This window comes from Flavobacterium collinsii, assembly GCF_946903285.1.
Taxonomy (GTDB): Bacteria; Bacteroidota; Bacteroidia; order Flavobacteriales; family Flavobacteriaceae; genus Flavobacterium; species Flavobacterium collinsii.
The window spans coordinates 4,753,237-4,779,442 of the sequence record NZ_OX336425.1; the positions used below are offsets into that span (position 1 = coordinate 4,753,237).

Annotated in this window: 19 protein-coding genes and 1 other RNA gene; 11 read left to right on the forward strand and 9 right to left on the reverse strand. The window is 35.2% G+C overall.

What is annotated here, in order from left to right:
- Positions 1–22: 22 nt before the first annotated feature.
- From OGZ34_RS19185 to OGZ34_RS19205, 5 genes are all read left to right on the forward strand, one after another.
- The gene (locus tag OGZ34_RS19185; RefSeq protein WP_263361386.1) at positions 23–976 is read left to right on the forward strand and encodes a Fic family protein; all 954 of its coding nucleotides are present in this window, start codon (positions 23–25) and stop codon (positions 974–976) included.
- Positions 977–1,076: 100 nt separating this feature from the next.
- Positions 1,077–3,908, forward strand: a complete 2,832-nt coding sequence (uvrA, locus tag OGZ34_RS19190) for an excinuclease ABC subunit UvrA (protein ID WP_263361387.1) — start codon at positions 1,077–1,079, stop codon at positions 3,906–3,908.
- 941 nt (positions 3,909–4,849) lie between these two features.
- Complete coding sequence (locus OGZ34_RS19195) at positions 4,850–5,578, forward strand: LOG family protein (RefSeq protein WP_068845660.1); 729 nt, start codon at positions 4,850–4,852, stop codon at positions 5,576–5,578.
- 300 nt (positions 5,579–5,878) lie between these two features.
- Positions 5,879–8,629 carry a gluzincin family metallopeptidase gene (locus OGZ34_RS19200; protein ID WP_263363149.1) on the forward strand — a complete coding sequence of 917 codons (2,751 nt, stop codon included), beginning with the start codon at positions 5,879–5,881 and terminating at the stop codon, positions 8,627–8,629.
- A 188-nt stretch (positions 8,630–8,817) separates the two neighbouring features.
- Positions 8,818–11,229, forward strand: a complete 2,412-nt coding sequence (locus tag OGZ34_RS19205; RefSeq protein WP_173964591.1) for an alpha-ketoacid dehydrogenase subunit alpha/beta — start codon at positions 8,818–8,820, stop codon at positions 11,227–11,229.
- Positions 11,230–11,361: 132 nt separating this feature from the next.
- Here OGZ34_RS19205 and kdsB read toward each other — a convergent pair whose 3' ends face one another.
- Positions 11,362–12,096, reverse strand: a complete 735-nt coding sequence (gene kdsB / locus OGZ34_RS19210; RefSeq protein ID WP_263361388.1) for a 3-deoxy-manno-octulosonate cytidylyltransferase — start codon at positions 12,094–12,096, stop codon at positions 11,362–11,364.
- 141 nt (positions 12,097–12,237) lie between these two features.
- Here kdsB and OGZ34_RS19215 point away from each other — a divergent pair, with 141 nt between their 5' ends.
- The gene (locus OGZ34_RS19215) at positions 12,238–13,575 is read left to right on the forward strand and encodes an outer membrane protein assembly factor BamB family protein (protein WP_263361389.1); all 1,338 of its coding nucleotides are present in this window, start codon (positions 12,238–12,240) and stop codon (positions 13,573–13,575) included.
- Positions 13,576–13,767: 192 nt separating this feature from the next.
- Here the strand turns inward: OGZ34_RS19215 and ygiD are convergent, their stop codons facing one another.
- Both ygiD and OGZ34_RS19225 read right to left on the reverse strand, forming a co-directional pair.
- A complete protein-coding gene (ygiD, locus tag OGZ34_RS19220; protein ID WP_263361390.1) occupies positions 13,768–14,598 on the reverse strand; it encodes a 4,5-DOPA-extradiol-dioxygenase in 831 nt (276 codons plus the stop codon).
- Between the two features lie 86 nt (positions 14,599–14,684).
- The gene (locus OGZ34_RS19225; RefSeq protein ID WP_173964587.1) at positions 14,685–16,109 is read right to left on the reverse strand and encodes an ATP-dependent DNA helicase; all 1,425 of its coding nucleotides are present in this window, start codon (positions 16,107–16,109) and stop codon (positions 14,685–14,687) included.
- A 246-nt stretch (positions 16,110–16,355) separates the two neighbouring features.
- Between OGZ34_RS19225 and OGZ34_RS19230 the strand changes: the two genes are divergently transcribed.
- Together OGZ34_RS19230 and OGZ34_RS19235 are read left to right on the forward strand one after the other, a co-directional pair.
- On the forward strand, positions 16,356–17,177 hold the full coding sequence (locus OGZ34_RS19230; RefSeq protein ID WP_263361391.1) for a DUF3822 family protein: 822 nt from the start codon (positions 16,356–16,358) through the stop codon (positions 17,175–17,177).
- Positions 17,174–17,779, forward strand: coding sequence for an RsmD family RNA methyltransferase (locus tag OGZ34_RS19235; RefSeq protein ID WP_173964585.1), 606 nt, complete (start codon positions 17,174–17,176; stop codon positions 17,777–17,779). The genes OGZ34_RS19230 and OGZ34_RS19235 overlap by 4 nt, the downstream gene beginning before the upstream one ends.
- A gap of 94 nt (positions 17,780–17,873) precedes the next feature.
- Here OGZ34_RS19235 and OGZ34_RS19240 read toward each other — a convergent pair whose 3' ends face one another.
- The gene (locus OGZ34_RS19240; RefSeq protein ID WP_263361392.1) at positions 17,874–19,988 is read right to left on the reverse strand and encodes an outer membrane beta-barrel family protein; all 2,115 of its coding nucleotides are present in this window, start codon (positions 19,986–19,988) and stop codon (positions 17,874–17,876) included.
- A 401-nt stretch (positions 19,989–20,389) separates the two neighbouring features.
- Here OGZ34_RS19240 and OGZ34_RS19245 point away from each other — a divergent pair, with 401 nt between their 5' ends.
- Positions 20,390–21,748: a sensor histidine kinase gene (locus OGZ34_RS19245; protein WP_263361393.1), complete on the forward strand. Its 1,359-nt coding sequence runs from the start codon at positions 20,390–20,392 to the stop codon at positions 21,746–21,748.
- A 10-nt stretch (positions 21,749–21,758) separates the two neighbouring features.
- Complete coding sequence (locus tag OGZ34_RS19250) at positions 21,759–22,448, forward strand: response regulator transcription factor (protein WP_173964582.1); 690 nt, start codon at positions 21,759–21,761, stop codon at positions 22,446–22,448.
- 27 nt (positions 22,449–22,475) lie between these two features.
- Here the strand turns inward: OGZ34_RS19250 and OGZ34_RS19255 are convergent, their stop codons facing one another.
- The 3 genes from OGZ34_RS19255 to rnpB all read right to left on the reverse strand — a co-directional run bounded on the left by OGZ34_RS19255 (position 22,476) and on the right by rnpB (position 24,592).
- Positions 22,476–23,021: a DUF3575 domain-containing protein gene (locus OGZ34_RS19255; protein ID WP_263361394.1), complete on the reverse strand. Its 546-nt coding sequence runs from the start codon at positions 23,019–23,021 to the stop codon at positions 22,476–22,478.
- 134 nt (positions 23,022–23,155) lie between these two features.
- Positions 23,156–24,085: a ketopantoate reductase family protein gene (locus OGZ34_RS19260; RefSeq protein ID WP_263361395.1), complete on the reverse strand. Its 930-nt coding sequence runs from the start codon at positions 24,083–24,085 to the stop codon at positions 23,156–23,158.
- Positions 24,086–24,274: 189 nt separating this feature from the next.
- Positions 24,275–24,592, reverse strand: an RNA gene (gene rnpB / locus OGZ34_RS19265) — RNase P RNA component class A.
- 124 nt (positions 24,593–24,716) lie between these two features.
- Between rnpB and OGZ34_RS19270 the strand changes: the two genes are divergently transcribed.
- Positions 24,717–25,010, forward strand: coding sequence for an SH3 domain-containing protein (locus OGZ34_RS19270; protein WP_173964579.1), 294 nt, complete (start codon positions 24,717–24,719; stop codon positions 25,008–25,010).
- 170 nt (positions 25,011–25,180) lie between these two features.
- Here OGZ34_RS19270 and OGZ34_RS19275 read toward each other — a convergent pair whose 3' ends face one another.
- The gene (locus tag OGZ34_RS19275) at positions 25,181–25,630 is read right to left on the reverse strand and encodes a nuclear transport factor 2 family protein (protein WP_263361396.1); all 450 of its coding nucleotides are present in this window, start codon (positions 25,628–25,630) and stop codon (positions 25,181–25,183) included.
- A 163-nt stretch (positions 25,631–25,793) separates the two neighbouring features.
- A complete protein-coding gene (locus OGZ34_RS19280) occupies positions 25,794–26,192 on the reverse strand; it encodes an NIPSNAP family protein (RefSeq protein WP_263361397.1) in 399 nt (132 codons plus the stop codon).
- Positions 26,193–26,206 lie beyond the last annotated feature (14 nt).

Genomic DNA, 26,206 nt, shown 5'->3' on the forward strand with positions numbered 1-26,206 from the left:
TAAGAAGTACCTTTGGTGGGTAATGTGGAATATAGACTTAACATATAGAACTGAATTTCAATCAACATTTGATCGATTGTATCAAAAAAGGCTTGATCTGCAAAACAGCAGACCACTGCCCAATATTGCTTTGCATAAAATTCGAGAGAGTTTATCTTTAGAATGGACATACAACTCGAACAGCATAGAGGGAAACACCATGAGTTTGCGGGAAACCCAAATGGTCATCCAGGAGGGCATTACCATCAAAGGAAAATCACTTCGGGAACATTTTGAAACCCATAATCATGATAAAGCTATTGATTATCTATATCAAATTGTAGACGATACGTACAAACTTCGAAGCATCGATATTTTGTCTATTCACGGATTGGTTTTACGTTCTATTGAAGATGATTTTGCCGGTCGTTTACGCAACGGAGGTGTCCGCATTTCCGGAGCTAATTTTATGCCTCCCAATGCAAACAAAGTTTCAGATTATCTTGATGAACTAATCGATTTCATCAATACAAATCCATTAGAACTGAACGATATTGAACTGGCTACGATTTACCATCATAAACTAGTTTGGATTCATCCTTTTTTTGATGGAAACGGGCGTACAGTTCGTTTGAGTATGAATTTATTACTAATGCGTTGTGGTTTTCCGCCTGCCATTATTCTTAAAAACGATCGAAAGAAATATTATGAAGCACTCAATCAGGCTAATAACGGTAATTATCAAAAACTAACCCTTTTGATGTGTCAGGCTTTGGAACGTACTTTAAATATCTACCTAAGTGCAATGCCCGGCAATGATTATGATTATCAGAAAATATCTGATATTGTAAGTGAACCAGAAACTCCATACGGTCAGGAATATGTAAGTTTACTAGCCAGAACAGGCAAAATAGACGCTTATAAAGAAGGTCGAAACTGGTACACCACCAAAGAAGCCATCGAAGAATACATGCTTACCCGAAAAAGAAAACGCTAACTTTGGTTAGCGTTTTTTGTTACTATTTGTAACATAAACTTTTGCACTCCAGTATCAAAAGAACAAATCAAAATGGTAACTTTGCTTTTTGCTCAAATTTATGTTAGAAAAAGACAATACTATTGAAGTTCTTGGTGCAAGAGTTCATAATCTAAAAAATATAGACATTTCAATTCCGCGTGAAAAACTGGTTGTTATTACCGGTTTATCAGGCTCGGGAAAATCATCTTTAGCATTTGATACCATTTATGCCGAAGGACAGCGTCGTTATGTAGAAACTTTTTCGGCTTATGCCAGACAGTTCCTTGGCGGCTTAGAACGTCCCGATGTAGATAAAATTGACGGACTTTCACCCGTAATTGCAATTGAACAAAAAACCACCAGTAAAAGTCCACGCTCTACCGTAGGAACTATTACCGAAATCTACGATTTCCTAAGACTTCTTTATGCTCGTGGTGCCGACGCTTATAGTTACAACACGGGCGAAAAAATGGTTTCGTATTCTGACGAGCAAATTAAAGATTTAATCATTCAGGATTTTAATGGAAAGCGCATCAATATTCTGGCTCCGGTAATTAAAGCCAGAAAAGGACATTATGCTGAATTGTTTCAACAAATTACCAAACAAGGCTTTCTTAAAGTACGTGTAAATGGCGAAGTTCAGGATTTAGTTTCCGGAATGAAACTGGATCGTTACAAAACGCACGACATCGAAATCGTAGTCGACAGAATGCTGATCGAAAATAATGAAGACAACCAAAAACGTCTGGCTGAAAGTATCAATACAGCGATGCATCACGGCGAAAATGTTCTCATGATTTTGGATCAGGACACTAACGAAGTGCGTTATTTCAGTAGAAATTTAATGTGTCCTTCAACTGGTATTTCGTATCAAAATCCGGAACCTAATTTATTTTCTTTCAACTCCCCAAAAGGAGCTTGTCCGCATTGTAATGGTTTGGGAACTGTACATGAAATCAATATTAAAAAAATTATTCCAAACCCTAAATTGTCTATAAAAGCAGGTGGCTTTGCACCACTTGGCGAATATAAATCATCCTGGATTTTTAAACAATTAGAAGTTATTGGTGAGAAATATGGTTTTAAGATAACAGACCCTATTGAGAAAATTCCGGAAGAGGCCATGACTGTTATTTTACATGGCGGAAAAGATAAATTCACGGTAAACTCAAAAGATCTTGGCGTCACCCGAGATTATAAAATAGATTTTGAAGGTATCTCTCATTTTATTAAAAATCAATATGATGAAAGTGCTTCAACAACTATCAAACGTTGGGCAAAAGATTTCATGGACGAGGTTAATTGCCCTGTTTGTGAAGGATCCCGTTTGAAAAAAGAAGCTTTATTCTTCAAAATCAACGATAAAAATATCACCGAACTATGTGATATGGATATTTCTGATTTAACAATCTGGTTTCAGGATCTAAATACGCATTTGACCGACAAACAACTTTTGATCGCTTCGGAAGTGGTTAAAGAAATCAAAGACCGTCTAAATTTCCTGATGAATGTTGGTTTGAATTATCTGGCGTTAAGCCGAAGTTCAAAATCACTTTCGGGTGGTGAAGCACAACGTATACGTCTGGCAACTCAAATTGGATCGCAGCTGGTTGGAGTTTTATATATTCTGGACGAACCAAGTATTGGTTTACACCAAAGAGACAACGAAAAACTGATTAAATCATTAGAGCAATTACGTGATATTGGAAACTCGGTTATTGTGGTGGAACATGATAAAGACATGATTGAAACCGCCGATTATGTGATTGACATTGGTCCGAAAGCCGGTAAATATGGAGGAGAAATCATCAGCATTGGAACTCCTGCCGAAACATTAAAGTCCAACACCATTACTGCTCAATACCTGAATGGTAAAATGAAACTCGAGATTCCGAAGGAACGTCGCAAAGGAAATGGCAAGTCCTTAAAACTAACGGGAGCAACAGGAAACAACTTAAAAAATGTTTCTATCGAACTGCCTTTAGGACAACTGATCTGCGTAACTGGAGTTTCCGGAAGTGGAAAGTCAACTTTGATAAACGAAACGCTTTATCCAATTTTAAATGCTTACTATTTTAATGGTGTTAAAAAACCACAACCCTACAAAAAAATTGAAGGCCTAGAACATATCGATAAAGTAATTGACATCGACCAAAGTCCGATTGGAAGAACACCACGTTCTAATCCAGCAACCTATACCGAAGTTTTTACAGAAATCAGAAACCTGTTTACTATGACTTCCGAAAGTATGATTCGAGGCTATAAAGCAGGACGATTTAGTTTTAACGTAAAAGGTGGACGCTGTGAAACCTGCGAAGGATCTGGCGTGAGAACTATCGAAATGAACTTCTTACCGGATGTTTATGTAGAATGCGAAACCTGTCAGGGCAAACGTTTTAACAGAGAAACACTGGAGATTCGGTACAAAGGAAAATCCATTTCCGATGTTTTAAATATGACCGTTGATGAAGCGGTTCCGTTTTTCGAGAACATTCCGAAGATTTACAGAAAAGTAAAAACTATACAGGATGTTGGTTTAGGCTATATCACCTTAGGTCAGCAAAGTACAACGTTGTCAGGTGGTGAAGCACAGCGAATTAAACTGGCTGGCGAATTGTCCAAAAAAGATACCGGAAACACCTTTTATATTCTGGATGAACCTACTACAGGATTGCATTTTGAGGATATACGTGTTTTAATGGATGTCATTAATAAATTAGTCGATAAAGGAAATACAATTCTGGTTATCGAACATAATATGGACGTTATTAAACTTGCGGACTATATTATCGATATTGGTCCAGAAGGCGGAAAAGGCGGCGGACAATTGATCGCCAAAGGAACTCCGGAAGAAGTTGCGAAAAGCAAAAAAAGTTACACCGCTAAGTTTTTGAAAAAAGAATTGGAGTAAAAACATCATTGCCAAGGTTCTAAACTTTGACAATGACTTTTGTCTCTTTTAAAAATTAATTCCAGAAAAGAATATTGACCGAGCCGACGGCTCTTTTTGCTGTTACGTCCATTTTATATGACGGATTAAAATCCATCGTTACAATATTGGTCGAGCCTACGGCTCTTCTATGGTTACGATTGTTTTATTCGACGAATTAAAATCCGTCGCTGCAAGATTATTCGAGCCTATGGCTCTTTTATTGTTATGCCAATTTTATGTGATGCAATAAAATCCGGTCTCAACAAAACAACTACATGATTAAGTTCCGAAGGAACGATAGATTTTGTAGCAACGGATTTTAATCCATTGAAAACAAAAACGACCAAAAAAGAAGTTCCAGAGGAACGACACATTTTATGGCAACTGATTTTAATCCGTTGAAAACAAAAGCGACCAAAGAATAAGTTCCGTAGGAACGACATATTTTGTAACAACGGATTTTAATCCGTTGAAAACAAAAACGATCAAAGAATAAGTTCCGGAGGAACGGCCCATATTGCAAGTACAGATTCAAATCGATTGACACAAAACAAAACATTTTAACAAAACACCTTTAATACATTGATAATGAACAGCAAGCCGCTACCCTCTTTTATTCGGATGCAATATTTAAATTAATAAATTCTCTTTTTTGCTCCAATTCGCAAAAAAAGCCTTAATTTAGCTGGCCTTTTTGTCAAAATTTTAAACTTTGGCAACGCTTTTTTTGGGCAAAAAAACATTGATTAAACCAAAAACTGATGCCCTAGCCCCGATGGAAACGGCATCCTTTTGTGACGGAGTTCGGCACAAAAGATATAGTGGACAGCGGGAAAGAGCTCCTTCCTTCGACTATGCTTAGAATGACCATTTAAAACGACACAGCTAGAAATAAAATATAAATAATTAAAATACCTAAAATGAGATTAGAAGATTTTGATAATGATGAGGATAAAGTAATTCAGGACCGTTTAAAACAAAAAACGTGGAATGAAATCAGAACCAACGACAGCTGGGCGATTTTTAAAATCATGGCTGAATTTGTAAACGGATATGAAAGTATGGGACGTATTGGCCCATGTGTCTCTATTTTTGGATCAGCAAGAACAAAACCAGACGACAAGTATTATCTATTAGCAGAGAAAATAGCTTATAAAATCAGTAAAGCAGGTTACGGAGTAATCACAGGAGGTGGTCCCGGAATCATGGAAGCTGGAAACAAAGGAGCACATCTAGGAGGCGGAACTTCCGTTGGACTAAATATCGAATTGCCTTTTGAGCAGCATTTCAATCCTTATATTGATCACGACAAAAACCTAAATTTCGATTATTTCTTTGTGAGAAAAGTAATGTTCGTTAAATATTCACAAGGTTTTGTAGTAATGCCTGGAGGTTTTGGAACTCTTGACGAAATGTTTGAAGCAATCACTTTGATCCAAACTAAGAAAATTGGAAAATTCCCGATTATATTAGTTGGAGTTGAATTTTGGTCAGGATTAATCGAATGGGTTAAAACTGTACTTGTAGAAAAAATGCATACAGTAAGTCCTGAAGATTTAAACTTATTCAAGATTGTAGACACTGAAGATGAAGTAGTTGATGTATTAGACAAATTCTACAAAAAATACGATTTAAGTCCAAATTTTTAATACAATCATCAATTTTAGAAGTGATATAAAAATTTAAGTTTCCTGCTGAACAGGCAGAAAACAAGAGAAATTCATATCGTCCATAAAATTACATTAAATAAAATACTACAAAAATTAAAAGCTGTTTTTTAAACAGCTTTTTTTATACTATTTTTACAAAAAACCAAAATCATTATTTACGCTTGAGTTTATTTACAATTTAAATTATTTACTCTATCCTTGAAATCATTTTATAAAATCATATTCTATATTTTCGTTTTATTCGGCTCGATAAAACAATACGCACAACATCAGTCTAAGATGGAGGTCGCCGTTAATCTTGAGCTCAAAACCCTGAATATAAAACAAGACATCACCTATTACAACACTTCAAATGATTCTTTGATTTCAATTGTCCTTAACGATTGGAACAATGCTTTTTCCGATAAAAATACGCCATTAGCCCGACGATTTTCCGACGAATTTTACAGAGGTTTTCATTTAGCAAAAACTACAGAAAGAGGAAGTACAACTGTTTTAAGTTTAACCGATTCAGACAACGCTGTACTTGAATGGGAACGAACAGCGAAAAATCCGGATTATATTGTAGTAAAACTAAATCGTAAATTGCGTCCAGGAGAAAAAATCGATTTGCATTTAATTTATATCGCCAAAATACCGAGTGATAAATTCACCCGTTATGGTTTTGATCAAAATGGCGGTATGAATTTAAAAGACTGGTTTTTAAGCCCGGCTCGTTTTGAAAATCATCGTTTTATGAAATACAACAATTTCAATTTAGATGATATTGCCAATTCTGGTACCGATTACGAAATCGAAATAAAAGTACCACAACAGTACTATGTAACTTCTGATTTGAATCAGATTTCAGAAGGCAATGCAAGCTCATCTTTTAAAACTTATGTGCTTACAGGGAAAAATAGAAATGATTTCACTTTGTTTATCGAAAAGCAAAATAGTTTCAAAAACTACGAAAATGGCTCGCTTCAGGTACTTACAAATCTTACAAACAAGAGACTGACCGATATTCAAAGTGCCATTATCATCAATAAAGTAGTTACTTTTGCTAACTCTTTTATTGGAAAATATCCACATCAAAGAATCACTGTTTCTCAGGTAGATTACGATCGAAATCCATTCTACGGATTGAACCAGCTGCCTTCGTTCATTAGTCCGTTTTCAGACGAATTTGTTTTTGAAATCACATTCCTGAAAACTTATCTGAATAACTATCTTAAAAACAGTCTCCGTCTGGACCCCAGAAAAGACAACTGGGTTTATGACGGTATTCAAATTTATGCGATGATGAAGTACATCGAAGAAAACCATCTGGATCAGAAAATGCTGGGAAGGCTTTCTGACATGAAACTCTTTTCTGGTTTTAACATCACAAGCCTTACTTTCAACGAGCAATACAGTTATTACTATATGCTAATGGCCCGTAAAAATCTGGATCAGCCGTTAGGAGATCCAAAAAACACTTTAATAAAATTTAACGAACAAATCGCGAGTAAATATCGTGCAGGCTTAAGTCTTAGTTATTTAGATGATTATTTAAATCACAATATTGTTCCCGAAAGTGTGCAGGAATTCTACGATTTAAACAAAACGGAACAGACAAACCGATACGATTTAGAAAAAATACTAACCAAAAAAAGTCCCAAAAAGATTGACTGGTTTTTCAATACGATTATAGGTTCACGTGACATCATCGATTATAAGTTCACCCATGTTTCGAGAACGAAAGACACCGTGGCCTTTCGAATTAAAAACAGAACCGGTATCTATGCTCCGATACCTATATATGGAATTAATAAAAATGAAGTTGTTTTTAAAGAATGGGTTGAACCTAAAACAGCCGATTCAACCTATATTTTTGAAAGAAAAAATGCCGACAAAATTGTCATCAACTATGACAATGAGGTTCCGGAATACAACCAAAGAAACAATTGGAGATCCATAAAAAGTTTGGTTATTACTAATCGTCCTATCAAATTTAATTTTGCCAAAGATCTCGAAGATCCTTATTACAATCAAATTTTATACATACCGACTCTTAATTATAACTATTACGACGGTCTGACTCCCGGTATGCGTCTTCACAACAAAACAATTTTAGACAAACCTTTTACGTTTGATATCGATCCGGCTTATTCCATTAATGCGAAAACTTTTTCAGGTTCTTCCTCATTTTCCTGGAATCAATACTACCGAAACAGCACCTTATACAATGTACGCTATTCCATAAGCCAAAATTATTACCACTACGCTCCTGATGCCGCCTATTTGAGACTGAATCCGATGGTACAATTCAGAATCCGTGAAGAAAATTTCAGAGATAACCGAAAACAACTAATCATGTTCAGACAGGTTATTGTAAATCGTGAAGCAAGTACTTACATCAAAGACAATTCCACTCCAAATTATTCTGTTTTTAATGCCCGTTACGTTAATACAAAAATGGAACTGGTAAATCATTTTAATTTTATGACGGATGTTCAGTTCTCAGGAAAATTTGGAAAAGTAGCTGCAGAAATTGAATACAGAAGACTTTTTGAAAACAATCGCAAACTAAATTTAAGATTGTACGCCGGAAGCTTTTTATACAATCGAACAAACTCTGATTATTTTAGTTTTGGTTTAGACCGACCGTCTGATTATATGTTTGATTACAATTTTTTCGGAAGATCAGAAAGTACCGGAATTTTCAGTCAGCAATATATAATAGCCGAAGGTGGTTTTAAATCTAAAATAGCACCGAGATATGCCAATCAATGGATGGCTACCTTAAATGCGAGCTATGCTATCTGGAACTGGATTGAGGTTTATGGAGATGTAGGTTTAATGAGAAGCAAGCATCAAAGCGAAAATTTTAGATATGATAGTGGTATCCGGTTAAATTTAGTTCCGGATTATTTTGAATTGTACTTTCCGGTTTATTCTAATAACGGATGGGAGATTTCACAAAATAAATACAGTGAAAAAATACGATTTATCGTCACATTTTCACCAAAAACATTACTTAATCTTTTCACTAGAAAATGGCTTTAATCGAATGAATTACTTGTAAAAACATGAATTATTCACATAAAAAAAGCAAAAACACAAAGCATTACACAAAAAAGACACCCGCTTTTAGCAATTTAATTACAGATAATTAAATTATATTTACTTTAATGAATTATGATTATTAATACTTTTTAATTATTTTTGTTGCGTAACATGACCCATTTGAGATTATGATTAAAGAAAAAAATAATACTACACTTACTTTCGAAGATTTCAAGACTGAAGTAATGAACGATTACAAAATTGCGGTTACCAGCCGCGAATGTAGTCTTTTAGGACGTAAAGAGGTATTGACAGGGAAAGCTAAATTTGGAATATTTGGAGACGGTAAAGAAGTCCCACAACTTGCAATGGCAAAAGCCTTCAAAAACGGAGATTTTCGTTCCGGATACTACCGTGATCAGACTTTTATGATGGCCATTGGCGAATTGACTCCAAAGCAGTTTTTCGCAGGTTTGTATGGCCATACCGATTTAGATTTTGATCCAATGTCTGCCGGAAGACAAATGGGCGGCCACTTCGTAACTCATAGTTTAAACGAAGACGGTTCCTGGAAAGATTTAACAAAACAGAAAAATTCAAGTGCTGATATATCTCCTACTGCCGGACAAATGCCAAGATTATTGGGATTGGCACAGGCTTCAAAAATCTACAGAAATGTTGACGGAATTACTGTTAAAGACAAATTTACAGTAGACGGAAATGAAGTTGCCTGGGGAACTATAGGAAACGCAAGTACTTCTGAAGGCTTGTTTTTTGAAACTATAAACGCTGCAGGTGTACTGCAGGTTCCGATGGTAATGAGCGTTTGGGATGATGAATACGGAATTTCGGTTCACGCCAGACATCAGACTACGAAAGAAAATATCTCTGAGATTTTAAAAGGATACCAACGCGATGAAGATGCTAAAGGTTACGAAATTTTCAGAGTTAAAGGCTGGGATTATGCCGAACTGGTTTCGACTTACGAAAGAGCCGGTGCTATTGCACGTGAAGAACATATTCCCGTTTTAATTCACGTAAACGAATTAACGCAACCACAAGGACATTCTACTTCAGGTTCACACGAGCGTTACAAAAACGCAGAAAGACTGGCTTGGGAAAAAGATTTTGACTGTATTCGTCAGATGCGCTTATGGATGATTGCCATCAATATTGCGTCACCTGAAGAATTGGCTGAAATTGATTTTGATTTGAAAAAAGAAGTCCTGGAAGCTAAAAAAGAGGCCTGGAATTCTTTCATCAATCCAATTATCGAAGATCAGAAAAACCTTTTGGCTTTATTAGGTCAAATTGCTGAAGCAAGCATCAACCATAAAGAAAGAATACAAAAATACATTTCGGAATTAAGCGCTATCAAATCACCTTTAAAAAAGGAAATGCTTACCATCGCAAGAAAAATATTGCGTTTTATTGAAGTTCCAAACAGTAAAGTATTATTATCAAACTGGATTACCAATTATATTGAAATTACGCAGCCACGATTCAGCAGCCACTTGTACTCTGATTCTGAGCTAAATGTATCTTCTGTTAAAAAAGTACTTCCGGAATACGACGAAAATGCGAAAGCAGATTTGGACGGAAGAATGATCCTTCGTGATAATTTCGATGCTTTGTTTACTAAATATCCGGAAACTTTAATTTTTGGTGAGGATGTTGGAAACATTGGCGATGTAAATCAGGGGCTTGAAGGTATGCAGGAAAAATACGGAGAACTTCGTGTTGCCGATATCGGAATCCGTGAAGCGACCATTATCGGTCAGGGAATCGGAATGGCGTTGAGAGGTTTACGCCCGATTGCTGAAATTCAATATTTAGATTATTTACTATATGCCATCCAAATCATGAGTGATGATTTGGCGACATTACAATACAGAACGGTAGGAAAACAAAAAGCGCCGTTAATCATCAGAACCCGCGGACACCGTTTAGAAGGTATCTGGCATTCAGGTTCACCAATGGGAATGATTATCAACGCTATTCGTGGTATTCACGTTTTAGTACCAAGAAACATGACTCAGGCTGCAGGATTCTACAACGCCCTTTTAGAGTGTGATGAACCGGCTTTAGTAATCGAATGTTTGAACGGTTACCGTTTAAAAGAAAAAACACCACTAAACTTTGGAGAATTCAAAACACCGATTGGTGTAGTTGAAACTTTAAAAGAAGGTTCGGATATAACACTTGTTTCTTACGGGTCGACTTTAAGACTGGTAGAACAGGCTGCGGTTGAATTATTAGATTTAGGAATTGATTGTGAGGTAATCGATATTCAGTCTCTTCTTCCGTTTGACATCAATAAAGACATTGTAAAAAGTATCGCTAAAACCAATCGTTTGTTAGTTATTGACGAAGATGTTCCTGGTGGAGCTTCAGCGTTTATTTTACAACAAATTCTGGAAGAACAGGATGCTTACCACCATTTGGACAGTAAACCACAAACTCTTGCTGCAAAAGCACACAGACCAGCTTATGGAACTGATGGTGACTATTTCTCAAAACCTTCTGCCGAAGATATCTTTGAGAAAGTCTACACGATGATGCACGAAGTTAACCCTTCTAAATATCCAAGTTTATACTAAGATTTTAGTTTACTATAAAAAAACTCCCCAAATGAAACTTTGTTCTTTTGGGGAGTTTTTATTTAGTTTCAGGTTTCGGGTTTCACATCTCACATTTTACATTTTACAAGCTACCCGATTAACCTGCTTCAATCAAATATCCTTTAAAATAGCTCTTGCCTTCTCCAAATCCTCGGCAGTATCAATTCCGATTCCGACATGTGTCGTTTCTACCATTTTAATACGTTTTCCGAACTCTAAATAGCGTAGTTGCTCTAGTTTCTCAGAAGCTTCTAAAGATTTCATTGGCAAGCTATAAAAATCCAATAAAGCCTGTTTTCTAAACGCATAAATTCCGATATGCTGAAAATAACGGACCCCAACATCTTTATCCCTAGGGTATGGAATTACTGATCGTGAAAAATACAGTGCAAACTGCGACTGATCGACTACCACTTTCACATTATTCGGATTGTTAATTTCAGTTTCATCGGTAATCTCACGCATTAAAGATGCCAGATCTATTTTGCATTCTCTGTCGTCTTTAAACACAGATAAAACCTGTTCTAAAGGCCCGGCTTCGGTAAAAGGCTCATCACCCTGTACATTTACAACAATATCCACATCAAGACCCGCAACAGCTTCTGCAATTCGATCACTGCCGGATTCGTGTTCTTTGATACTCATAATAGCTTTCCCGCCCTGATTTACAATTTCATTATAAATTAAATCGGAGTCTGTTACTACAAATACATCATCAAACAATTTTGTAGCAACGGTTGCTTCATACGTTCTTAAAATCACCGATTTTCCTCCAAGATCCTGCATGAGTTTAGCAGGAAAACGTGTTGATGCATATCGCGCCGGAATTACAGCTATTATCTTCATTTTATTTTTATTTTATAAACTTCTAAACAAATGTAACTATTCAGAATTAATAAGTTTAAAAAAAATATTCCTTGCCGCATTTTATAAATCTGAAGAACAGTAATTTAAAAAATACATTATATTTATGAGAAAAAAACTACTATGAAAAAACACCTGATTTTGCCCTTACTTTTATTAAACTTAACTTTTATTCCTTCGGCCTTCGGCCAAAAAAACACCAAAATAAATAATGCTTTTACCGATCGTGTTTTTGACGGACAAGGCTATCAACCTACTTCTGATCTAAAGTGGAAATTCAAAACTGATGGTAAAATTTTCTCCTCTCCAATTGCAAAAGACGGCACTGTTTATATAGGCAGCGAAGACGGTTTTCTCTATGCTATTGAAGAAAAATCAGGAAAAACAAAATGGAAATTTAAAACCAATGGAGCTATTCATAGTACTCCCGGCATTTATGGAAACTCGGTTTTCTTTGGAAGTTTTGACGGAAATTATTATGCCGTAAATACCCAAAACGGCAAGTTAATCTGGAAATTTAAAACTGGCGGTGAACACTGGCTGGGAGAAAACGGCAGGTTCGGGATGCAACCTGCAACACAGTATATGGACGATCTCTGGAGTTTTTATATATCATCTCCGGTAGTTTATGAAAAAGGAAAAAAGGCAGTTGTCCTGTTTGGGAGCAGCGACGGAAACATTTACTCACTGGATGCTAAAACCGGAGATTTAAAATGGAAGTTCAAAACCAATGAACCTGTACACGGAACTCCGGTAATCGATAAGGATAAAATTTATGTTGGTGGCTGGGATGCTGTATTGTATGCGCTAAATATCGAAACCGGTAAGGAAGTCTGGCGTTTTGCAACCGGAACAAAACCGGGTTTTAAAGGAATCCAATCCGCTGTTGCTGTTGCCGACGGGAAGGTTTATTTTGGAGCCAGAGAGCCTTACTTCTTCGCTTTAGATGCCGAAACTGGAAAATTACTCTGGAAATACGATGCCGAAAATTCCTGGTTTTTAAGCACGGCTGTTATCCAGAACAACACCGTATATGTAGGAACTTCAGATACTTATGCTTTATTGGCTCTGGACGCCAAAACGGGTGCCGAAAAATACCGCTATAAAACTAATGGCTATGTTTATGGATCGCCTGGCATATCAGGTAATACCGTTTATTTTGGCGATTTTACCGGAAATTTCTTCAGTCTGGATTTACTTTCTAACGGGGGAAAATCTAAAGTCGTAAGCACCGAAAATCGCAAACAATTGGCCCCTTCTACATTAAAAAACGATCTTTTAGATTTTTCCTACACCGGCCGTAATGCAGATCTTTCGCTGTATGACAATTGCAAAAAGGTAATGGATGATTTTTATAAACTGGGAGCTATTGTTTCTTCTCCATTTATCAGCAACAAAACGGTGTATTTTGGAAGCGCCGATGGCTATCTCTATGCTTACAACTTAGAAGAGGAAAAGTAATGCTATTACTTTATTCCACAGAGATTCACGAAGTTTTCACAGAGACTCACAAAGTTTTTCTTGCAGGGAACTTAATTTTTCTCACGCAGATTTTCTTTGCAGGATTTCGAACGAATTTGAATCAGTTCAATCTCCTAAAATCAGCGTGAATCTCTGTGCAATAACAATCCCTTTAGCCTCCCTAAAGTAGCATTACATTATTTTGACTGAGGTCATACTCAAAGAACCAGCTAATAGTTTATCATTAAACAAGCTGAGTTCTTCCGATTTTTCTTTTAATCCCAAAGTGTAAAGTAATGGCAGATAATGGTCTGGCGTAGGAATCGCCAGTTGAACTGCTTTATTCATTTTTTCGAAGTCAATCAAAGGCTGAAAATTATCTTCCAGCAAATACGAATTGATTGTTTCGCGTGCTTCAATTGCCCAATCATAACCATAATTATCTTTATCAAAATTCCTGAAATCGACCATTCGTAAATTATGCACAATATTTCCGCTTCCTATAATTAGAACACCTTTATGACGTAAGGATTGTAATTTTTGCGCCAATTCAAAATGATACTGTCCTGACTTCGTATAGTCTATACTCAACTGAATCACCGGAACATTTGCCTCAGGATATAAATGTTTGATTACACTCCAGGCACCGTGGTCCAATCCCCAGTGCTCATCCAGATCTACTGGAACCGGTTCTAATATTTTTTTTGTTTCATACGCCAACTCTGGACTTCCTTTCGCAGGATATTGAACATCAAAAAGGGCTTGCGGAAAACCACCGAAATCATGAATCGTTCTTGGCATTTGCATCGAAGTCACTTTGGTTCCGTTGGTAAACCAATGCGCCGAAATACACAAAATCGCATTGGGTTGCGGCAATGTTTTCGCTAGATTACGAAAACCAGCCACAAACTGATTTTCTTCAATCGCATTCATAGGACTTCCGTGTCCTAAAAACAGAACCGGCATTTTATCTGTATTCGAAAACGTAGACGAAATCGAATGTAAATCGTTTAGTGTTGTCATTTGCTAATTTTTCTTTAGCCACGAATTTCACTAATTTATTGATTTTAAAACAATTCGTGCTAATTTGTGAAATTCGTGGCAACTAATCATTCTTCAAAACTCTCGTCTTTAAATCCTATCAAATATAATTTATTTTTAGCACGTGTCATAGCGGTATACAACCACCTGATATAATCGCGATCGATTCCGTTAGGCAAATACGGCTGTTCGATAAAAACCGTATCCCACTGACCTCCCTGTGATTTATGACAGGTTATAGCATACGAAAACTTCACCTGTAAACCATTAAAATATTCGTTCTCTTTTACCTTTTGAAACTTCTTATACTTGGTCGTTTCGTTTTCATAATCCTTCATTACTTCCTCATACAAACGGTTGGATTCTTCATAGGTTAAAGATGGAGATTCACTTTTAATCGTATCTAAAATCAATACCGTTTCAAAAGGCTTCTGATCCGGATAATCGACCATTCTGATTTTTACCTTTGCAAAATTAAATCCGTACAGCTCCTTGATACCAAAAAGTTCAAGAACCTCAATAATATCACCATTCGCAATAAATCCGGCTTCATCTTTTTCCTGTAACCAAAAGTAATTGTTCTTTACCACCATCAGAAAATCTCCTGCCGACAGCTCGCTTTCTTTAAATAAAATTCTGGTTCGAATTTGTTCATTATACTGATTGGCTCTTTTGTTCGAACGGACAATAAAAGCGGTATCTTCAATACTATAATTACTGTAAGCCGAATTAATAGCATCCTGAATATCATATCCATCGGTCAACCGAACAATGTCTTTGAATCTTTTAACATTAAATCTAAATTCGGTAATAAAACTCTCTTTCAGTAGCTCCCTTAATTCTGTTGCGTTAAACAAAATTCCGGAACTTTCCTCCTGACGCATTACCTCATCAAGTTCGATATGTTCAATTTCTTTACCGTAATGAATTCCTAAAGTGTGAGTGTCCAAAGCGGGACTAATATCTAAATTAACCGGAGGCAGCTGCGCAGTATCTCCCAAAAGAATCATTTTACAATTCGTTCCCGAATACACATACGAGATCAAATCATCCAGCAGCGATCCGTTATCATACATTTTGGAATCGGAATTACTATCGGAAATCATCGAAGCCTCGTCGACAATAAAAATGGTGTTTTTATGTTTGTTTTGCTGTTTGGTGAACGCCACGCCCCCACCCGAAGATTTCTTAGGAAAATATATTTTTTTATGAATGGTAAATGCAGGCGTATTCGAGTAATTGGCAATTACCTTTGCCGCACGTCCGGTTGGTGCCAGCAAAACAAACTTTTTATTGATATCGCCCAAATTGTTTACGATGGTCGAAATCACGGTTGTCTTTCCCGTTCCTGCATATCCTTTCAATACAAAAATGGTATCGTTAGCAGGTTCGGTCAAAAAAATAGCGATTTTTTGAAAAAAAATATCCTGTTTGTATGTTGGAGCAAAAGGAAATCTTTTTTGCAAAACGCCGTAAAACAATGCTGAATTCATAGGGTAAGTTTGAGGCACAAAGTTCGTCTTTTTTAATGGCAATGCCAATTTAAAATTTCGCCTCTACAACTCATTTCGAAAATTAAGGCTTCCCTTTTTCAAAAAAAATTCTTTTCTTAACCTTCTTTTAAAATGTAAGTGAAATTGTTTTTTGAAATTGCAATTATTATTGTTCCTTTTTAATTTGTAAGTTTGTGGTCGCCTAAAATTCTTTCTTGTAAAACAGGTAACGAATTGTAAATCAATATGTCATTACAAAACACTAACATCACTTCAAAAAAATACAAAAAGCTTTCTATTCAGGTTTCCTTGACCGGATTGTCATTTTGTTGTTTTGATACTTTAAATAATACCATCTCTTCTTTAAAAGAAATTCATTTTGAAACGTTTCACAAAGCGACCAAAATAGAAGAACTGTTTGGCGATGCTTTTAGAAACCATCCTGAACTACAGGAAACTTATGACGAAGTTTTGGTAATTCACAATAATAATCTTTCCACCTTTGTTCCAACGGCTTTGTTTGATGAGAACTACCTTGGAAGTTATCTGCAATACAACACAAAGGTTTTTGAAACTGATTTTTTTGCTTTCGATCAAATTTCAAAATATCAAATGAATGCGGTTTACATACCGTATGTCAATATCAACAATTTTTTCATCGATCAGTTTGGTGCTTTTGACTACAAACATGCCAACAGTATTTTAGTTGAAAAAATTCTGGATGCTTCAAGAAACAATGACGATAAAAAAATGGTCGTTAATTTTAATTATGGGCATTTTGAGGTGATTGTAGTGCAAAATCAAAAACTATTACTGTTCAACTCCTTTGAATACCAGACACCCGAAGATTTTATTTATTATTTGCTTTTTACTGCCGAGCAATTGAGTTTGAATCCAGAGAGTTTCAAACTTGAATTATTAGGCACAATCGACCAAAACGATCCGTATTATGCCGTTGCATACAAATACATTCGTCATATATCCTTTTTGGATGTAAGCACCTTACAGCAAAGAAATAGCTTCACAACAGCCGAAAATCAAAAACATTATATCCTATTCCAATCATGAGAATCATTTCAGGAAAATACAAAGGTCGCCGCATCTTTCCGCCAAAAAACCTTCCTGTAAGACCGACAACCGACATGAGCAAAGAAGCATTGTTTAATGTTTTGAACAACCATTTTAGTTTTGACGGTTTAAAGGTACTGGATTTGTTTTCAGGAACCGGCAACATCAGTTTTGAATTCGCTTCACGCGGAAGCGCTCCAATTACCTCTGTAGATGGTGATTTTGGATGTGTAAAATTTATCAAGCAGGTTTCATCAGAATACGATTTTGATATCGCTGCAACTAAAAGTGATGTTTACAAGTTTCTGGACAACTGTAAAACTTCTTACGATATTGTTTTTGCCGATCCGCCTTACGGATTAGATCAGACTGCATTTGAAAAAATTGTCGTAACGGTTTTCGAAAAAGAACTCCTTCATGAAGACGGTATGATGATTATCGAGCATTCAAAATATACAAAAATGGATCATTTGAGTAATTTTTCTTTTCAAAAAAGCTACGGAGGATCTTTCTTTAGTTTTTTCGAATTGAACTCAACCGATGACGACGAAGAATTACCGGACGATTTGTCAACCAAAATAACAGAAGAAGACGAGGGATAATTTTTTCTCTGTAAACACACACTGTCATATCGAGCGAAGCCAAGACTTTTTAAGTTTAAAACTTCGCTCAGAAAGGCAATTCTGTATCTCAATCTTATCTTATACGATCTGAATTCTCCTCTATACTTTTTCCTTTGAATTCCGATTCTTTCACTTTCCCAAAAGAATATCGAACTGAAACTGAAATCTCCCGATCATCCAGCAAATACCTTGCTTTTGAACTGATATTGTTAATCGTAAAAACTTCTTCTTCCTTTATACTTTTAAATACATTATTAAAACTTAGGGCACAACTCCAATTTTTAAAGAACGTTTTAGAAACAGCCATATCTACTACCGCTCTAGCATTTCTTTCAAAAACTCCTTTGTATTGTTTTGTAATTGCCCTGAAACCAACCACTAATATATAATCTTTTGGAAGCCTAAATTCATTATTGGAGTAATAATAAAAATAAGGTTTTGAAGATCCAAATACTGCCGAAGAGTCTTCAATTTTCTCTGAAACAAAAACCAACGAGTTTGTAATCGTCCAGAATCTATAGGTAAAAGGCAATTCAAAATCAAGAATTAAGGCGGACTCTTTCTCAAAATTCACATCCTTAAAAGTCATTATATTTAGTTCCTTATCAAAGAAAAAACTATTATAAACCGGATTTGTATTTTGATAATACGTTAGCTTCATCGATTTATCACGATATTGAAAAGTAGACGAAATTTCATTTACAATCGTAGGATCTAAATTAATATTTCGGGCATATAAAAAATAGGGATTAATATAAGTAGTTCCCTGACTTAATGAAGAATAATTGGGTCTCGAAATACTTCTGGCGTAATTAACACTAATACTCTTCAGGCTGTCTATTGGAAATGAAAATTGCGCTTTAGGGAAAAAATTAGTGTAATTTTTATCGATCAAAGGAGATAAATCTGTTTTAAATTTTCCGTCTACATTTGTATTTTCCACCCGAACTCCAACAGAGAATTCAACCTTCTTGATCTTTCCTGAGAACTGGCTATAACCCGCTAAATTTTGCTCCCTGAAATCATAATGACTAAGTTCGTTTGCATTGTTTTCATAATAAAAGAGATCAAAATCTGATTTGGAATTTGCAGATGAATACAGACCCCCTATTTCAAATTTCATTTCATTTTTAAACTTCTTTTCCACATCAATTCTACCTGAAAAAACATTCACATTAAATTTTTGATCCCGAAGCTGTGCCCATTCAAATTGGGTGTCATTATAATTATTTTTAACCTGACTCCACAATCCCTGATCGAAATTAGACCATTGCAAACCCGTAAAAACCTGTACATCGATAGCCTTTATTTTTTTCATATAATTCAGAAATGAGTTTACAAAATTCTTTTTACTATCATTATCACTATACGTCATCACGTTATTTTCGTCACTTTTGTTTTTATTATGGGTTATGGTATGAATAGGAAAAATATCTTTCTGAAGCTTACTGTTCACACTAATAGAAAAATAGTCGTCTTCATTTATCTTGTAAAACAAACTGCCACCAAAAACAAACTGCCTTTTTTCAGAGTAAGCTGTTACATCATATTTAGAAGTGATTTCGGCATTGGGAATTTGATAATCAATACTGTGATTTTCCCAGGGCTGTAATTGATTGTAATTGAAATTGGCTTTCCACTCCAGTTTGTTCTTTTTAAAACTTGTATTAAATCCAAGATAATTGTTGTACTTTTTCTTAAAAGAAGCCAACTCTGAAATCTCTGTTCTAAAACTGTCTTTTTTACTAAACTTCCTGGTAATCAAAATTACGGAACGTCCTTCGGCTTCATATTTAGAAGATGGATCCTGAATGATTTCAATTGTTTTAATATCGGTTACAGCCAAAGCATTAAGATCATTCATTCCTACTTTTTGATTGTCAATATAAACTAGAGGGTTTCCTCTACCCACAACCGAAATACTTTCTCTGTCTGAACTGACCTGAACGGTTGGTAATTTTGCCAGTAAATCGACTGTATTCGGAATAGCATTATAAATAGAATTAGCAACATCTACTTTTACATTTCCGTTTGTATTGGTAAACGCCTTTTTATCCTGGACAATCACAACTTCGTTTAATGCATTCGAAAGACTGTCTTTTGGGGTTTCATTTTGTGCATATCCCTCTAAAGAAAGCAAGAATAAAAAGAGAATTAAAAAAAGTTTTACCAGTAAATTAATGTTCATTTCGGATTTGATTTTAGATTGTAGTCCTGCAAAAATGCTTCTAAAAAAGAATTGCGAAAGTTAATTGAAGGTTAATGCGGGGTTAATGTACCTATTGTCTCTTAAAAGCTTTATTTTTGAATTGGGAATGGCCCACGGATTTACTCCTGTTTAGTAAATAAATCCCATCTCGGTCATTAAAAAATTATAAAACACATAGAAACATAGATTTCTATTTTTAAAAGAGGTTATAAAAGAGAAATATATTTCTTTCGCATAGTGTTATACGTTTTATTCAAAGTGAAACGGCTTTCTCAGTATTTAGAACTATGTTTCTATGTGTTAAAATAATTACAACGGGCTGAATAAAACCAGCCTAAACCAGTTCAATCTGTGTGATCAGCGTATCAATAAAACAATTCATGAAACAACGAATCAATTTACTAATAGCCTTTTCTGTCCTCGCTCTGATCGTTTTATCAACAGTGCAATGCTATTTAGTAAAAACAACTTATGACTATAAAGTAGCGCAGTTTCATACTGAAATCAAGAATAAAATTGCCGGGATCACCAATGATTACAGCGATATAGATTCGGTAATCGTTGCAAAAAAAGAAGCACTTTACCAACAATTATCCGAAAATTACATTCAGGGAAAAAACAGCAAGTTTGAGATTAAAAACTATATTCTCGGAAATGAATACAGCGATGCTTTAACACAAAAAATCCAGCGTAAATTCAAAAGAGATTTACCCAACTTAAAAATCGATTTTGCCATTGTTCTGAATAAATTTGTTCTTTACCAAAACGCCAAAAAAGTAGACACCATTTTCTCTGAGAAACCTTTCATCCAAAACAAACTGTACGGAAATCTTATCTCATTAAATCATGCCTTTCTAGTACGGAATTATGTTGGAACTACTAACGGAACTTTTGAAAATAAGGGCTACAAATTACTAACCGAGGATTCGATGTACGTTTCAGTAATAGACTGGGAAATGATTATTTTAAGACGAATGACTTTCGTTTTAATTTTGTCTTTACTTTCTATAGCAACTCTTATCACGCTTTTTTTCATTGCCATAAAAGCTTTAATCAAACAAAAGAAAGCCAACGATATTAAAACCGATTTCATCAATAATATTACACACGAACTGAAAACACCTTTGACGACTTTAGGCATTTCGACCAGGATATTAGAGCGAAAAGACATCCGGGATAATGATGCGAACTTTAATGCCATTGTCAATACAATTTCACGTCAGAACAATCGTTTACAGAATTTGATTGATCAGGTAATGGCGAACTCTTTCGCTGAAAACGGAATCGAATTGCAAAAAGAAAAAATAGAAACCGAAGAATTCCTTCTTACGATTGTAAATGATTTTAAAATCACCTATCCTAAAATCGACATTAAAACCAATTTTCATACGCAGAAAACCAATCTGGTTCTGGACAAATTTTATCTGACTACTGCTCTTTTGAATGTCTTGGAAAATGCTGCAAAATATGGTTCAAACACCATTACAATAAAAACAAATCTGAACCAAAATCAATTTTCAATTAGTGTTGAAGATGACGGAATAGGAATTGAAAAGAACAAACAATCGCTTCTTTTTGAAAAATTCTATCGCGTTGAGCAGGGAAATCTTCATAATACAAAAGGATTAGGATTAGGATTGTATTACGTCGATCAAATTATAAAAGCGCATCAGGGCACTGTTAGCGTTGTGAGTGACTTAGGAAAAGGAACTCAGTTTACTATTTTATTAAAAGTTTAATACCCTTATTTTGAAAAAATTACTTTTAGCCGAAGACGATTCTGATTTTGCGGCAATTTTGAAACAATATTTAGAACTGCATCAATTTGAAGTAATCTGGGCAGAAAATGGAGAAATAGCTTTAGACTATTTTGCAAAGCAGGCTTTTGACATTTGCGTTTTTGATGTTATGATGCCAAAATTGGACGGATTTTCACTGGCTGAAAAAATAATTACAATTGACCCCGAAATTCCATTTATTTTTCTAACAGCAAGAAAGTTAAAAGAAGACAAAATCATTGGATTAAAACTAGGCGCAGACGACTATATCATAAAACCTTTTGAAGTCGACGAACTTGTTTTGCGTTTACAGAATATTCTAAAAAGAATCGAACAAAAGAGAAGCCTGAACGGAAATAGTATAATTGAAATTGGTTCTTATATCTTTGATAATGAAAGACTAACCCTAAACAATAAAAATCACGTCCAACAGCTCACAGAAATGGAAGCTTCTCTTATTGAGTATCTATATCTCAACCATAACCAGTTATTAAAGAGGGATCAAATTTTAATGTCGGTCTGGAAAAAAGATGATTATTTTTCAGGACGAAGTATGGATGTTTTTATTAGCAGACTTAGAAAATATTTTAATTCCGATCCAAAAATCAGCATTGAAAGCACTCGAAATATTGGACTGGAATTTAAAATAGAAAAACCTTGACGAATCAAGGTTTTTCTATTCTTATGATTATTTTCCAATAACCCAACCTAATGTAAAATTAGCTACCGGAACAAATTCGGTATCGTATTTATCAATATTTATGCCGGGCCCCAGATTAAACTCCATATTAAATTTTCGATTGTAAGTTCGTTGCAATCCCCAAAGCACCGCAAGGGTTGTTGATGGTACACGCTCTCTATATCTCTCGTTAGTCGAAACCGTTCGGAAATTATATTGGGCATTTAGAGCAAAAAAATTAGCCGAGTTATGAGCTGTTCTCTTTTCTTTTTTCGTTCTCTTTTCTAAATTGTAATAATGGCGAAATTGCTCACTGATTAACGGGGAAAAATAGACGTTTGACTCGTTATAGAAACTGTTATAACTGTAACCAACTCCTAAGCTAATTTCTGAATAAAGGGTATTTTTAGCCGTAAAGCCATGCTCATAAACGAATCCCGGAGAGATCATATTTATTTTGAATTGATTTTTTTCTACTGAAGGTGCTTCATCTTGCGCCTGAATCACATTGATAATCAGAAAAGATAAAAATAAGAACAGATACTTTTTTTTCATTTTGATTGTTAAATTAATTGTGCCAAAAATAAGATAAAAACAATAAAAACAAACTTTAAAAAAGTATTCTTTTTCTTACTTAAATATCATTATTACCATCAGAAAAATCTGCTTCGTTCACTGCACAAAATGGATCACAAATTCTCAGGCAGCAATACGTTAGTAATTTTTTTATAAAGCGGTGTTTTTACCCCGTACTTCATCCCTTCGTTCAACACAAATTTAGTCAGCGAACTTGCTTCGGTGTTCTTGCCCGCCAATAAATCTCTATGCATAGAGGACGTTGCTTCACGAGGAGATTTTTCTAATTTAACGATAGTTTGATTTACGATATCTTCCGGCAGCTTTAACCCTTTTGCTTTAGCTACTGCATCAATTTCATGTAGCAATTCAACATAGACCGCCATAGCGTCTGCATTATCTATAATTTCACCAATATGCTGATTCAGATACGAAGTCGTCGACGCTAGTGCCGAAATAAAAATAAACTTTTCCCATACTGTTTCTTCGATATTCTCAACCAAATAACTTTCAATCTTCGCCTGTTGAAGAATCTCCTGCAATTCTTCTAATTTTGAAGAAGAAACCGTTTTAGAACCAAAAAATAACTTTTCATAAAATCCCATTTTTCTAATTGTTCCCGGTAAAGTAATCATCGAAATAATATAAACACAACCGTGCAAGATATCGTTATGAGGAAATATTTTCTGAATGCGTTCCGGTGCATCAACTCCATTATACAAAGGAAGAATAACCGTTTTAGCAACAATACAACTTTGAAGCGAAAGCAGACTTCCCTCAATGTCATACGTCTTTGTTGCGCAAATTAAATAATCTAATTCTCCAATTTCTTTCGGATCATTTGAAACCAATTTTGGATGTACAATCATTTCCGAATCGTCGGTTACAATTTTTAGTCCGTTTTCGGCTATTGTCTGCTGAGTAGTTCCGCGTGCAATAAAAACAATCTCAATCTCTTCAGACTCCTGATAAGCCTTTGCTAAAAGTCCGCCAAAATAACCGCCCACTCCACCAAGTCCTAAAATTCCAATTCTTTTTTTCATAATAAATTAATTAAAAAGGGGTTACCACAAATTACGTGAATTTTGAATCCTAAATTTCAATTTTAAAAAAAGCAATTCACTTATTTAAAAAAATCGATGCTTTCGCAACAGTAAATCCGATACTTTATGTGTTATTGTTTTGAAGAGGTCACATTTATGAAAAAAGAATAAAAGCGTTTCATAAATATAAAAAAATGCAGACCTATAAGCCGGATTCTGTCTCTGATAAATCAGAGCCTTATCATTTATCTAGATCCTGTATTACTACAGGACTCAAGCTACCTACCCTTCAACAACGGACGAGAAGCCCTTAAATGCTGATATACTTGGTATTTCACCGCATAGAGTTTACCTGGTTTCACTACAGCATTACCTGTACATACTTTCTGTTGCACTTGTCCTTACGCTATTACTAACGCCGACGGGTGTTACCCGCTATGCTTCTCTGTGGTGTCCGGACTTTCCTCCCTTCCGATAAATCGGAACGACGATAAGGCGGTCTGCGGGGCAAAAGTAGCGATTTATCTACTAAGAATAATGATTTTAAATTTTAGATTTTCGGCCCATTTTCATAACAATTTAATTTTAAATTGGTTATCTTTAAAATCCATAATTTTAAAATTCAATTATCATGACAAGAATGTATCACTACGCAACTGTTTCAAAAGCTTTAGATCAATTGAATGAAAAAGGATTCACGTTTGATTTTAACTTAAACTCAGACCTGATAAAAAAGAATCCTGAAAAATTTGAAATTGTTCATGTGTATCGATACGAAGGGAATTCAGACCCGGGCGATGAGGCAGTTGTATACGGAATCAAATCAACATCAGGAAAAAAAGGAGTTTATGTCGCAGGTTTCTCTGCCGACTCCGATCAGGAAACGGTAAAGTTTTTATCTGATTTAAGTATCAAAGGAAGATAATTTCCAGGAGCCAATCCTGCTATCCGCTTTATCTTTTCCTTGCTAAAGGAGCAAGAAAAAGGATACCGCTCCTATCAGGGCTAGGGCACTTGGTTTCATAAGAAAATTATGTTTTTTGTTTAGAGTAAAAATGATGAATTTGTTTTTACTCTAAACAAAAATCTAATCATTTACTCGTGCTGCGTTACATCATTGTATTGCCAAAGCACATTTATAATCTTCCATTCTCCGTTTGTTTTTACAATGTGCATATAATCGATCCAGGCATCAGCAATCAATTTAACAGACGCTGTTCGTGCCGAGACATCCAGTAATTTCACTTCTTTTCTTGGATTTTTCGGAAACTTATCCCCTTTTGCATTGTAAGTCTCTGCCAGAATCACCATGTTCTCTGCAAAGTATTCTGAGATATAATCTTTTTTAGCAGCTTTACTTCTAAAAACAGATCGTTTTACCAATCTGGGATGCAAAGCACCTTCCATCAATTTAGGATTCGGATTATGCTGTGCCACGATATAAGCCAAAGCAACACGTTTGATATCAAGCGAATCCTGAGCGGTTTGCGCCTGAAGAGTAAACGAAAAAAATGCAAATGCAATTACCAATAAATAGTTTTTCATAAAAATTAAGGGGTTAAAATGAGATTGCGGCTAAACTTACCAACGAGACGCGCGTTTCAAATACTTTTAAGCAGAACCCACAACATACTTGCTGCCTAAATAGTAGTTTCTATAAATTTAGGGATATAAACTCTCTAAACTGACCTTGAAAAAAGTACAGAGATCATTTTGGCGAATAATTCGTCTTTGTCAAAATCCGATCTTCAATATTCCCAACTACATCACCATATTTTGCAGTAAATTCTTTTTTAATCGCGATCCATTCCTCATCTGCTTTAAAACCTTCCCAAGCTTTTTTCATAGTAGTTTCGTCCGGCCATTCCAGAAAATAAACAAATTCTGTTTTTTTGTCTGATTTTGATTCCCAGATGGAGGTGATTTTAAAATTATACTTCTTCATGATACGCATTGCGTGATCCCGAAAACGTTCATGGAACTGATTTTTATTACTTTCAAAAATCTCATAAATCCGCAATTGATACACCGGACTGCCTGCAGCTGTAGTTTGAGATTTTACAATAAATGTGGTAACCAAAAGCAAAGTCGATAAAAATAATTTCATATCCGGCAATTTTA